The 10,940-nt window shown below is 37.9% G+C and carries 14 protein-coding genes and 1 pseudogene; 9 read left to right on the forward strand and 6 right to left on the reverse strand.

Translation table 11 applies throughout. The annotated features are described in order from the left end of the window. Nucleotides 1–56: 56 nt before the first annotated feature. The 3 genes from F6K06_RS28235 (at nucleotide 57) to F6K06_RS28245 (ending at nucleotide 2,310) form a co-directional block, all read left to right on the forward strand. Nucleotides 57–1,211 (forward strand): mechanosensitive ion channel family protein, encoded by a 1,155-nt coding sequence (locus tag F6K06_RS28235; protein WP_124145789.1) that lies wholly within the window; start codon nucleotides 57–59, stop codon nucleotides 1,209–1,211. Nucleotides 1,212–1,624: 413 nt separating this feature from the next. Next, complete coding sequence (locus F6K06_RS28240; RefSeq protein WP_287241197.1) at nucleotides 1,625–2,092, forward strand: pentapeptide repeat-containing protein; 468 nt, start codon at nucleotides 1,625–1,627, stop codon at nucleotides 2,090–2,092. Beyond that, nucleotides 2,089–2,310: a hypothetical protein gene (locus F6K06_RS28245; protein ID WP_124145791.1), complete on the forward strand. Its 222-nt coding sequence runs from the start codon at nucleotides 2,089–2,091 to the stop codon at nucleotides 2,308–2,310. Before F6K06_RS28240 ends, F6K06_RS28245 begins: the two co-directional genes overlap by 4 nt. A 100-nt stretch (nucleotides 2,311–2,410) precedes the next feature. Here the strand turns inward: F6K06_RS28245 and F6K06_RS28250 are convergent, their stop codons facing one another. After that, entirely contained in the window at nucleotides 2,411–2,542 is a 132-nt protein-coding gene (locus F6K06_RS28250; RefSeq protein ID WP_275670401.1) for a hypothetical protein, read from the reverse strand. On the opposite strand from F6K06_RS28250, the gene F6K06_RS28255 reads away from it, so the two are divergent. Beyond that, nucleotides 2,536–2,955, forward strand: coding sequence for a hypothetical protein (locus F6K06_RS28255; protein WP_124145792.1), 420 nt, complete (start codon nucleotides 2,536–2,538; stop codon nucleotides 2,953–2,955). The genes F6K06_RS28250 and F6K06_RS28255 overlap by 7 nt on opposite strands. Nucleotides 2,956–3,280: 325 nt before the next feature. On the opposite strand, the gene coaBC is transcribed toward F6K06_RS28255, so the two are convergent. From coaBC to F6K06_RS28275, 4 genes are all read right to left on the reverse strand, one after another. Then, nucleotides 3,281–4,507 carry a bifunctional phosphopantothenoylcysteine decarboxylase/phosphopantothenate--cysteine ligase CoaBC gene (coaBC, locus tag F6K06_RS28260; RefSeq protein ID WP_124145793.1) on the reverse strand — a complete coding sequence of 409 codons (1,227 nt, stop codon included), beginning with the start codon at nucleotides 4,505–4,507 and terminating at the stop codon, nucleotides 3,281–3,283. Between the two features lie 183 nt (nucleotides 4,508–4,690). Then, the gene (locus F6K06_RS28265; RefSeq protein WP_161564599.1) at nucleotides 4,691–4,867 is read right to left on the reverse strand and encodes a hypothetical protein; all 177 of its coding nucleotides are present in this window, start codon (nucleotides 4,865–4,867) and stop codon (nucleotides 4,691–4,693) included. 325 nt (nucleotides 4,868–5,192) lie between these two features. Then, nucleotides 5,193–5,405 (reverse strand): DUF2555 domain-containing protein, encoded by a 213-nt coding sequence (locus tag F6K06_RS28270; RefSeq protein WP_124145794.1) that lies wholly within the window; start codon nucleotides 5,403–5,405, stop codon nucleotides 5,193–5,195. 88 nt (nucleotides 5,406–5,493) lie between these two features. Continuing rightward, on the reverse strand, nucleotides 5,494–6,111 hold the full coding sequence (locus tag F6K06_RS28275; protein WP_124145795.1) for an alpha/beta hydrolase: 618 nt from the start codon (nucleotides 6,109–6,111) through the stop codon (nucleotides 5,494–5,496). Nucleotides 6,112–6,278: 167 nt separating this feature from the next. On the opposite strand from F6K06_RS28275, the gene F6K06_RS28280 reads away from it, so the two are divergent. The 5 genes and pseudogenes from F6K06_RS28280 to F6K06_RS28300 all read left to right on the forward strand — a co-directional run bounded on the left by F6K06_RS28280 (nucleotide 6,279) and on the right by F6K06_RS28300 (nucleotide 10,675). After that, nucleotides 6,279–6,464 carry a hypothetical protein gene (locus tag F6K06_RS28280; RefSeq protein ID WP_124145796.1) on the forward strand — a complete coding sequence of 62 codons (186 nt, stop codon included), beginning with the start codon at nucleotides 6,279–6,281 and terminating at the stop codon, nucleotides 6,462–6,464. A 224-nt stretch (nucleotides 6,465–6,688) separates the two neighbouring features. Next, nucleotides 6,689–6,826 carry a hypothetical protein gene (locus F6K06_RS28285; protein ID WP_161564600.1) on the forward strand — a complete coding sequence of 46 codons (138 nt, stop codon included), beginning with the start codon at nucleotides 6,689–6,691 and terminating at the stop codon, nucleotides 6,824–6,826. A gap of 516 nt (nucleotides 6,827–7,342) precedes the next feature. After that, nucleotides 7,343–7,966 (forward strand): annotated as a pseudogene (gene cysE, locus F6K06_RS28290) (serine O-acetyltransferase); the annotation flags it as partial. 239 nt (nucleotides 7,967–8,205) lie between these two features. Continuing rightward, a complete protein-coding gene (locus F6K06_RS28295; RefSeq protein WP_124145798.1) occupies nucleotides 8,206–8,775 on the forward strand; it encodes a PEP-CTERM sorting domain-containing protein in 570 nt (189 codons plus the stop codon). A gap of 298 nt (nucleotides 8,776–9,073) precedes the next feature. Next, nucleotides 9,074–10,675 (forward strand): FAD-binding oxidoreductase, encoded by a 1,602-nt coding sequence (locus F6K06_RS28300; RefSeq protein WP_287240970.1) that lies wholly within the window; start codon nucleotides 9,074–9,076, stop codon nucleotides 10,673–10,675. A gap of 50 nt (nucleotides 10,676–10,725) precedes the next feature. On the opposite strand, the gene F6K06_RS28305 is transcribed toward F6K06_RS28300, so the two are convergent. Further along, the coding region (locus tag F6K06_RS28305) for a hypothetical protein (RefSeq protein WP_287323326.1) at nucleotides 10,726–10,940 on the reverse strand (215 nt) is incomplete at its 5' end.

The following is a 10,940-nucleotide window of genomic DNA, read 5'->3' on the forward strand; positions in this document are numbered from 1 at the left end:
CTTATCTATTAACTTAAAAACTACTAAATTATTCAAGGAATCTGACTTTATTAATCATGGAAAAAATTTGGCAAAGTCTCATAAATATTACAATTCTAGATATACCAGCAATAAAAATATTTTTTATTGCTCTGGCTTTAATAGGAATATTAGGATTAAAAGAACTATTCAGCATAATATTAATTAAGCAAGTTGAGGCTTTAACTCGTAATACAAAAACTACCCTTGACGATCAATTAATTGCATCTGTTAAACAGCCGATAGGGTGGTTTATCTATATACTTGGATTGTGGATTCTACAATTAATATTAACAGATTCTATTTCTCCCCAATTAAATCAAATAGTCACAGGAATTATTAACTTAGCAATAGTAGGTAATGTTTCACTAATTATCTACCGTATCTCTCCGATATTAGGAGAATTTTTTAGTAATTTATCAGCTAAAACTGAGACTGAATTAGATGATATTATTAGCCCTTATCTTCCGATATTATTTAGGTTTACTGCTATCCTAATTTTTGGCTTAAAAGCAGGAGAATTATTACTAGGAACTTCTGTTACTGCAATCTTTGGTTTAGTCGGTGGCGCTGGTTTAACGCTAGGTTTATTATTTAAGGATGTTATTAGTGATTGGTTAGCTACAGTTGTAATTTACAGTGACAGCTTGTATCGTGAAAATGATTTGATTTTACTACCAAGTGGTGTTTTGGGGCAGGTTACGAAAATTGGTATTAGAAGTACAACAATTTATTTAAAGTTTAAGGGAGCTATCCAGAAAGTTCCTAACTCTAAAATGATTGATGGCAACATCAAAAATTTCTGCCAACAGCCAATTGAAAATCGGAAAGCAGCTATTGATTTATTCATTAAAATTGACGGAATTTCAGCTCAGAAAATAGCCGATATTAATGAGAAAATTCGACAAATTCCTAAATCAATTGACATTTTAGATAATTCTTGTCTGGTGAGATTTGATGGATTGGACAGAAATGCTCGCGTGATTAGAGTAATTGGATATACTAACAATTTAGATAAGTATTATAGCTCTTATGACCAATTGAATTTGGCAATTTTGGCTTTATTGGAGCAAGAGGGAATAGATTTATTTAATATTAATATTATTAGTGATACAGAAACTTATAAAAGTTGGCAGTCTAGTCAAAATTTAGGGATTGAACAAGGGAATAGAGAATATATAAATCCTATTTAAGTTGTAATATTTTCCTGGCAGCTAGGAGTCATATCAAGTTCGGTAGCATCGTTATTGTAAAGGTAAGGAAGAAGGAAGAAGGAAGAGGGAAGAAGTGAAGAGGGAAGAAGGCTTTAGTTATCTAGAATAGAAGACTTAAAAGTCCAAAAAACCTGAAATTTTTTGTAGATATTCACCCTTGGGTTTACACAAACGATACCAGCGGACATGATATCAGGAATCAGGAGTCAGGAGTCATAGTTTTCAATGTTTTCAACTCAGATTAACTATTAGAAAAAATATTACCGAATAATTAATCCAAACTTCAGTATGCTCAGGACTTACGCAGAGACTCTGCATATAGCGAGGGCGCCATTCGGAGCTTTGCGGAGCGCAAATGCCATTTGCCCCTATAGATGGTGGTTTAAAGGTCAATTTGCGTAAGTCCTGATGCTGATTTTAGAGAGGCTAATTTGAATGATTCTAGCCTCCAAAATGCTGATTTAATGTTGGCAAATTTACAAGGTGCAAAACTGACACGAGCTAATCTAAAACACGCTAATCTTCAAGATGCAAAATTTCAGGCAGCTCAGATGGTTAATGGAAATTTCCAAGGTGCAAACTTAACTTATGCAAATTTGGAAGGTGCTAATTTAGCAAATGCTGAGTTAAGCAACAGTCGTTTGACAGGAGCAATACTCAGAGGAGCTAATTTACAGGGAGCAATTTTAGAAAAAGCTGACTTTGAGAACGCAAATTTAGCAGGTGTTAATTTTAAGGGAGCACATTTAGAGGGTGCAAATTTTCAAGGAGCAGTAACTCCAAAGGAGGCAATATTGATACTAGGGCGAATCAAATACAAGCTAGTTCCTCCATCTCCTTTGGAGGAAATTTCACCTTGACAGCAGAGGGTAATATTTTTACTGAAAAAATACTGGCCTCATCTAACGAAAGTGGAAATGGAGGAAATATTAATATTCAAGCAGGAGGAAACATTGATACTACTATTGATCGCCTTGACTCTAGTTCTAGAGACCGAGATGCAGGGGAAATTACTCTCACAAGTGGAGGTAATATTTTCACAAGTAGTATAAATTCGGGGTTGCCCATTATGGAATGATATTGCCAAAAATTGGTTTAGATTTTGACTAAAAAAAACCTAATATTAATTATTCTAGCAATTGATTAATCCACAATCCAATTCAATCAAAAATATCAAATCATTCGTCACTGTTCAACGCCATAAATTCAAATTCTGGTTCTTTTCTGGGTAGTGGGGGAGACATAACTCTAGATGCAGTTGATACTATTGATACTACTGGTGGGAGATTAAGTTCAGGTTCTGTTGGCACCAACTCTGGCAACTCAGATGATATTAATGTCGAAGCGGGAAGAAGATATCAATACTGAGGAAATTAATTCTAGTGGTGGAGAAAATACTGGGGACATAGAGGTTAGTAGCGATAATGGGGAGGTAAATACGGGAAATATTGAATCACTTGGTGACTCAGAAGACTCAGGTAATATTGATGTTAATGCGGAAGGGGATATAAGTACAGGTAATATTAGTTCTATTAGCAATAATAATAGTGGATATATTTCTGTTAATAGTCAAGAAGGTTCTGTTAATACAAATAATATTGAGACAATTGCCAAAGCTGGAAATTCTGGGGATATAAATATTGTAGCAATAGACTATATAAGTACAGGTAATATTAGTTCTATTGGCAATAATAATACTGGAGATATTTCTGTTAATAGTTAGGCAGGTTCTGTTAATACAAATAATATTACGACTCAAGCAGAAACAGGTACTGCTGGTGACATTGATATTAGTGCTAGAAATAATATAAATACAGGTAATATTACTTCCACTAATCCTCAAGGAAGTGGTAATATTAATCTGACCACTGAAGTAGGTAAAATTAATACAGGTGAAGTCTTTACAGATACAGGAAAAATTAATCTTAATCAACCAAACAATAATATTAGTTCAGTAGTAGAAAATAATCCGATTTCTATAACTCCCAGTTCCACACCTTCAACTACTGCTACCGGATTTGATATCAATATTTAATCTCCCCATCCCCCTATATCCCTAGCTCCCCATCTCCCCATCCCCCGCTCTCCAAGACAAAACTCCACAACCTATGAGCCATTTCTAATTTACTACAAGACGGAATATCTCGCCGACGACCTTCAGCATCCAGAAAAATTCCTTGATTTGTATCACTACCAAAACCAGCTTCCTCTCGGTCAATAGGGTTAGCAACAATAGCATCTAAATTTTTAACCTGCAACTTCTCCAACGCAGGTGTAACAATATCTCCACTCTGTGCTGCAAACCCAATCAAATATTGCTGGCGCTGCTTTAACTGCCCTAACTCCGCCACAATATCCGGTACAAGTGTCAAAGGTAATAAATTTGGTAGCGATCGCTTTGGCAATTTCTCACTACTATACTCAACAGGTTTAACATCTGCTACTGCCGCACTCATCACAATTATATCTGCTTCAGTAAAATGAGATAACATTGCTTGTCGCATCTGAGCAGCACTCACTACCTCCACAGTTTTTATCCCTGATAACAGCAACTCTCCCGAAATACTATGAACCAAAGTAACACTTGCACCGCGATGCAATGCCGCCTTAGCTAAAGCTATACCCATCTTACCCGTAGAAGGGTTGCCAATATACCTCACAGGGTCTAAATGTTCTCGCGTTCCACCCGCGCTAATTAATATTCTCTTACCTACTAAATCTCTTTTGCCTGCTGTATATAACAAAGATTCTATATTTGTGATTATCTCTGTTGGTTCCGCCATTCGGCCTTGACCAACGCGATCGCAAGCTAATATTCCCATACTTGGATTCATACCATAATATCTTTTTTCTGTCAATATTTGTTGCCAATTTCGCTGTACTGTCTGTTGTTCCCACATATCAGTATTCATTGCCGGAGATAATAAAATTGGGCAACGAGAAGCCAGCACTGTATTAGTCAACAAATTATCTGCTAAACCGTATACTAATTTTGCCAAAGTATTTGCTGTGAGAGGAGCAATGACTATTATTTCTGCCCATTCACCCAACTGAATATGCAATGGACGTCCGTGAGTAGACTGCCAAAAATCTCGATCTGTATAAGCTGGATAACGACAGAGAGTGGATAAAGTTAGAGGTGTAATGAACTGTTGAGCAGAATCTGTCAAAATTGCTCGCACCTCGATACCAGATTTTACGAGAGTAGAAACTACTTCACAAATTTTATAAGCTGCTATACCACCACAAATACTGATTAAAACTCTTCTACCCATAATATTTTCTTGTCTTGAAAAGGAGAGGTAATTGTTAATTAATAATTGTTAATTGTTGAAATTCTAGATCGTTAAGTTGTGAAGAAGCAAATAATTAATTAATATAGTATTTTTGGCATTGGTGATTTGAGGTATGAAATAAGTAATTTAGGTAAATTAAGAGTCATTCTTTGAATAGCAAAATTAGATGTTGTCTTTACTTAATTGACCGAAAAACACTTTTCTTTCTCCTGACTCAGTTCTCCTGACTTCCCCTCCTGGGAGGGGTGGGGGTGGGTTGACTCCTAAGTAATTAAAATTAATATCATACATACTCTTGAGCAACGCCATATTTTTCATTAAGCAGTTGGGGTCGCACATTATGGAATGATATTGCCAAAAATTAGTTTAGACTTTGATAAAAAAACCTAATATCAATCATTCTAGCAATTGATTAATCCAAAATCCTGTTCATCAAAAATCTAAAATCATTCGTCACTGTGCAACGCCAAGCAGTTGTCATATCAAATGAATGTTTCCTATTTGACTAAAATCATCAGTAAGTATTCAAACATAATTAAGATTAAGATAAATAGGAGTGTTGGGTAAAAAGTATCCAAGCTTAAAAATACCTTGTTTACTAAACCAACACTCTCAAATGTGACAAAATGATTAAATTACTGACTTGTGCGTTCCCATATTTTCCTCAAGCCTCATCACAAGGCTCTAAATCCAATAAATGGATATAAGGATCGATTAACTCTGGACGTTGAAAGGCGATCGCTCGTAGCAGGTGCCAATCACTCAACCCGTCAAAAGGATTTTGATAATCATCTTCCTCCAAACGTAAAGCCAACTTAGCTACATCCTGTGCAGTTAAATTAGCAACCTCGTGTAAAGAACGGGCTATAGTTTGCATCAAAACCGACCTCCCTGAAATGGCATCTGCTGAAAGCATTAATTAAAACGGAGTGTTATTCACACCTCCATTTAATATAATAGTCTTTCTAAGCTTTTGCCATAGTATCTATAACAAAACTTCGCATTAACTTCACAATTTCTGGAATAATCTCATGTCCCATATTAAATTCTTGGTATTGTATATTTGCCCCCAGATTTGTGAAAGTATCGCGCGTTCGTCTTCCTTGTTCAATAGGTAAAACTGGGTCTTGTGTACCATGTGTAACTAGAACAGGTGGTAATTTTTCTCCTGATGGTTGAAGTTGAGAATGTAGGTATCCACTTAAAATAATTAAGCCTTTTATTGGCAAAGTTACTCCTACATCCATAGCCATTGCCCCACCTTGAGAAAAGCCACATAGAATAGTTTTAGATAAAGGTATCCCTGTTTTACTTTCTAGAGAAATTAGCCAATCAATTAATATTTGGCGACTTTCAACCAGACCTTGGAATTCTAAATTTGATAAGTCATACCACATTTTTCCCTCAGGAACTTCAGGATGAGGCAATGGAGCATCTGGAAATTCAAACCAATAATCAGGCAAATTCAACTGTGTTGCTAAAGGTGTTAAATCATTACAATTAGCTCCCCAGCCATGTAAGAGAACAAATAAACCAGTAGGTTCTAAATTAGGTGAGATAGTAATTGAACTTAATTGGGTCATTATAAAGACATCAAAAGTAATTCCATTATTGTAACTATTCTGCACCAAATATTAAATTAGTTTTGCACAGTTACTTATAGAACCAAGTTTACAGCGCTTTTTATATTGATGAACCACATAGTCACAATCACGCGCCCAGTAGGGACGTTCCATAGAACGTCCCTACTGTGGTCTACCGAAATGAAAACCGCTGTAAAGATGGGGAGATGGGAAGATGGGGATATCAAGAAAAATTTGGTAATGGCGCTGTGATGGAACATTTTTTTAGACCGAACCCGAGCGGATTTGATCTGACTGCGCGGGGTGCAGCAGATGCAAGCGGTCATTGTGTGCTAGCTTTTAGCGGAAGTTAGGCACAAGCGCAAAACGCCCACATGAAAAGCGCAGCATGAAAAACGGAAAAAGCCTCTTACAGAGGAACTGCGGAATTCAGTACCTTCGGTAATAGGGAGGCGATCGAACATACTAAATTTTCTTTCTCTTGGTCGATTGGATATGGCATTTTGCAAGCGTAAAGCTCCACTTTTTATCCCCTTAAAAGAGGAGACTTGAAACCTGATTTTGTGGTTATAGCGCTGTGCGCAGGCAACAGCTCCGGAAGGCAACAGCTCCGGAAGGGGGATTGAAGAAGGAGACAGGAGACAGGAGACAGGAGACAGGAGGAAAATTACATGGGGATTCGCTCCCCCAAGTAATGCGTGAACACCCCCGTTGACGGTGGGGTATTAAACCCACAAAGAAAATGATAAATTGCCGATAATATAAGACTTTTAGCTATTTTGCCCCTCCTGCAATTTGTAAATATACCAGCGCTCATTGCTATAAAAAATTTATAAATTTCAATCAGTAAATATACTCTATGCTAAAAAAAACTGTATTATATGGCGTTGCTGAGGGGCGGGATGAATCTTTGCACAAAAGGTAACATCTTTTACTTCCTCTTTTTTTCAAACTATAATTCCAATGGGCACTCTATGTAACGCCCTCCACACTCTTCACACTAATTCCAATGGGCACTCTATGTAACGCCTATTATATCATGTCCGGATAATAGCGCCATAAAAAACTTTTTTCTACTCTTCCTTCCCTCCCGACTCCTGACTAACTATACCGAAGAAAAGCTGGTTTAATATTACAACAGTAGATACTGACAAATTTTTGCATAACCTTTTCTATGTGAGAAATATAAACTCGCAGAACAGAAAAACAACAGTAAAAAGGAGACAGTAAAATGTCCTTAACTGGGGAACTAATCCCTGCTGAAACCAGGATTAACAAGCATTTGGTAGCTTCAGAATCTCATAGATATTTCTTCTTGGCAAGTCAGATAAAACTGCTTAATTTTCTGAGAACGATATCAGCTGACTTCCAGATTATTTTTCAACGTGATCCAGCAGCTAAAAACTGGTTTGAAGTTTTGTTGTGTTACCCAGGGTTTCATGCCTTGCTGTGTTATCGGATAGCTCACTATCTCCATGGTTTAAAAACTCCCTTAATTCCTCGCTTCATTTCGTACTTTGCTCGCTTCTTGACTGGGATTGAAATTCACCCTGCTGCTCAAATTGGTAAGGGTGCATTCATTGACCACGGCATGGGTGTAGTAATTGGCGAAACAGCGAAAGTGGGAGAATATGTTCTGCTATACCAAGGCGTGACTCTTGGTGGAACTGGTAAAGAGACTGGAAAGCGCCACCCTACTCTGGGAAACAATGTGATTGTCGGAGCTGGAGCTAAGGTTTTAGGCAATATCAAAATCGACAACAATGTTTCTATTGGTGCTAATGCAGTTATTCTACGGAATGTTTCTGTTAATTGCACAGTTGTCGGAGTTCCTGGTCGAATTGTTAAGCGTTCAGTATTAAGTTGAGATTTATACTGAAACCGAGAAAAATGCAATCTCAAGGGGATTTCAACCAAAATTGATAGCTTTTATTCCAGAGCTAGTTAGTAGCTCTAGGAGAACGCAAGTTTAGGCAAAATTAGCGATCGCTCATCTAGTTACTCACAGCTATTTTTGCTCAAAAGACTCATTTTGTCTTTTTTTCAAACTCATCAGACAAATTAAATCAACAAATCATAGGAAAAAGTAAAACAATGACTAACAACATCTTCACAAAATTCACCGTCGCAATTGCTAGTGCAGCTTTGTTTACCGTAGTTTCAGAAATTCCCGCTCATGCTGCCTCTTTCAACTTCAATTTCCCTCTGATAGATGATGCTGAAGATATTCTCGGTTCTGGTTCTGTCAGTTTCGAGGCAGAACCAGATAAATTGAACGCTTTGGAGAAGTTTGCCCTAACTGAGTTTGACGTAGAACTTACTTTAAACACATTAGACACATTTTCTTTCTCCCACACAAATGCAGATAAGGCAAACGCTGTTTTTGCCAATGGAGAATTTTTAGGAATAGAGTACAATGGCCAATCTCAAGAAAGTGGTGATTATGTACTTCTGATTGATGGTGGAGATGAAGCGATCAAGCCTGGCGAACCTGGAGCTTGGTCTATATGGGGTCCCAACCTGGAAACAGGAGCTGTTGATACCAGGGTTACAGGAGGAGACAACGTTAGCTATGAATCAGTACCAGAACCTGCATCATTGGCAGGATTAGGAATTTTAGGTCTAAGTTTACTTGTGAGCAAGAAAAAAATTAATTCCCATTAAAAAAGCGTTCAGCATTCAGCAGTCAGCAGTAAACATTTAGAAGGGGATTTAAACCCCTCCGCGCACCTTCCGGTTTATACCGGGGATTTAAACCCAGAGCTATAAAAGCTGATAGCTGTTTGCGGAGCATTCCGGTACGGAAATGCTAAAAGCTAATAGCTAGTGAAACATCAAGTTCTAGATTGACTTTAGGAATGATTGAGAGTAGCAAAACTCAGGTAAAAAATTCTCTCTCAATCATCTTTTGATTCAGCCAACACTAATTTAATTTATCTATTCAGCAATAAGGAGAACAACAATGGTATCGGTTTTACAATCTAACCCCAGTTTGAAATTAAAATGGCACTACCTAGAATTTTGTCAAAAAATACTTGGTCATCAATATGTAATTACCAATGAGAATGTAATTGCCGCAGTAGAGACAGCAACTTTTGAAACTTCACAACAAGTGCGTTTCGTGATTCAACCAGGTTCACCACAAGAGGTTCAAGCGTGCCTTAAAGCTGCTCAACTATTTGGAGTTCATATTCACCCAGTCAGTCAGGGATATAACTGGGGATATGGTTCTCAAGTTCCTGATGAAAACCTGAGTGTGGTTATGAATTTGAGTAGACTGAATCAGATTAAGGTAGATGGTAAAAATGCCACCGTCACTCTTGGTCCTGGAGTAACTCAGCAGCAGTTATTTGAATATTTGCGGTCAAATTATCCCCACTTGTTCTTTTCTCTCACAGGAAGTTCACCTTATTCCAGCATTATTGGCAATGCTATAGATGCAGGTTATGCCAACGGTCTGAATGTGATTCGCTGGAATCATGTAATTTCCCTTGAGGCGATTTTACCCTCTGGTGAATTACTCAAAACTGGATTTGATGCTTTGCCCAACGCTTCAACAGCAGGAATATCTCGTTATGGTCTCGGACCAGACTTGAAGGGTTTATTTCGGCAATCAAATTTAGGAATTGTCACCGAAATGACGTTGGAATTATCGTTAGCTCCCGCATACCTACAAATATTTTATTTTTCCATTGATGAAGAAGAGCAGTTAGGTGAGCTAACTGACCAATTGCACAATTTAAAGCAAACTGGATTAATTGAAAGTAACTGGATACTGTTGCATGGCTACCGAATTCTGGCAGAAGTCAGTCAGTTTCCTTGGCAAGAGACTGATGCACAAAGAACTCTAGATCGCAATCTGATGCTGAAACTCTTGCGCCAACAACAAATTCCTGGCTGGTCAGGAGTTTATAACGGAGTGTTTGCTATCTATTCTCCTACTTTAAGGCACGCTGAAGCAATGAAAGCGGATATTCACGAAGTCCTCAATAACAAAGTAAGTAGATTGAAAACGTTCACTGTAGATCAATCTCAAATCAAAAAATTGCGTTGGAATAGGAATCTAGAAATTCCTGAATTGACTCATAAACTACTCAAAGGTCGTCTCTTGACTTTTGCTGGAATTCCTGTCCAGGGCAGTATTCCTATTAGTTATTGGCGTAAACGCAATTCAATTCCAGAAATTATGGATCTAGACCGAGACCGATGTGGTTTTATCTGGCTAGCTGTGACAGCACCTGCTTCTGGTACCGATGCACTTACTATTGTTCCTGTGATTGAACACTTTTTTAATGATTACGGGTTTGAGCCAATGATTGTTTTAGATGGTGTTAACAGTAGAGAAATGTATGTGATGACATCTTTAGTTTACGACCGCGAAGTTGCTGGTCGAGATGAACAGGCGAGAAAGTGTTTTGAGCGTCTAGCAGCAGAATTAAGGACGATGGGATACTATCAATACCGTTGGCCTAAAGCACTTTCTGTTGAGAATGCTTTACCAGAAAGAAATGATGACTATGCTTCAGTTTTCGCCAAGCTACAGTCAAGTATACTAGGAGATTAGGCAGTAGGGAGTAGTGCCGCTACCCGGAAGTTAAAAGTTAAAATTGAGTGCTAATTGGCGAGGTTTCCTACGGCGCTTTTAAAGTGCGGAACTATTTCCGCACACAGTCCCTCCAGGATGTATGTAGGGTCTAGAGCAATAACTATTGTCCAATAGAACATTAATAATCGCCAAACAGAGCGATCGCTTTTGAACCAGAGCATTGAAGAAGGAGACAGGAGACAGGAGACAGGAGACAGGAGGAAAATTACATGGGGATTCGCTC

It is taken from the genome of Okeania sp. SIO1H4, from assembly GCF_010672695.1.
Taxonomy (GTDB): Bacteria; Cyanobacteriota; Cyanobacteriia; order Cyanobacteriales; family Microcoleaceae; genus Okeania; species Okeania hirsuta.

Bases quoted from the DNA above. Each gene is read 5' to 3' on its own strand.
- F6K06_RS28270 (WP_124145794.1), bottom strand. From the start codon at position 5,405: ATGCAAACTATAGCCCGTTCTTTACACGAGGTTGCTAATTTAACTGCA.
- F6K06_RS28275 (WP_124145795.1), bottom strand. From the start codon at position 6,111: ATGACCCAATTAAGTTCAATTACTATCTCACCTAATTTAGAACCTACT.
- F6K06_RS28300 (WP_287240970.1), top strand. From the start codon at position 9,074: ATGGTATCGGTTTTACAATCTAACCCCAGTTTGAAATTAAAATGGCAC.
- F6K06_RS28235 (WP_124145789.1), top strand. From the start codon at position 57: ATGGAAAAAATTTGGCAAAGTCTCATAAATATTACAATTCTAGATATA.
- coaBC (WP_124145793.1), bottom strand. From the start codon at position 4,507: ATGGGTAGAAGAGTTTTAATCAGTATTTGTGGTGGTATAGCAGCTTAT.
- F6K06_RS28295 (WP_124145798.1), top strand. From the start codon at position 8,206: ATGACTAACAACATCTTCACAAAATTCACCGTCGCAATTGCTAGTGCA.
- F6K06_RS28265 (WP_161564599.1), bottom strand. From the start codon at position 4,867: ATGTGCGACCCCAACTGCTTAATGAAAAATATGGCGTTGCTCAAGAGT.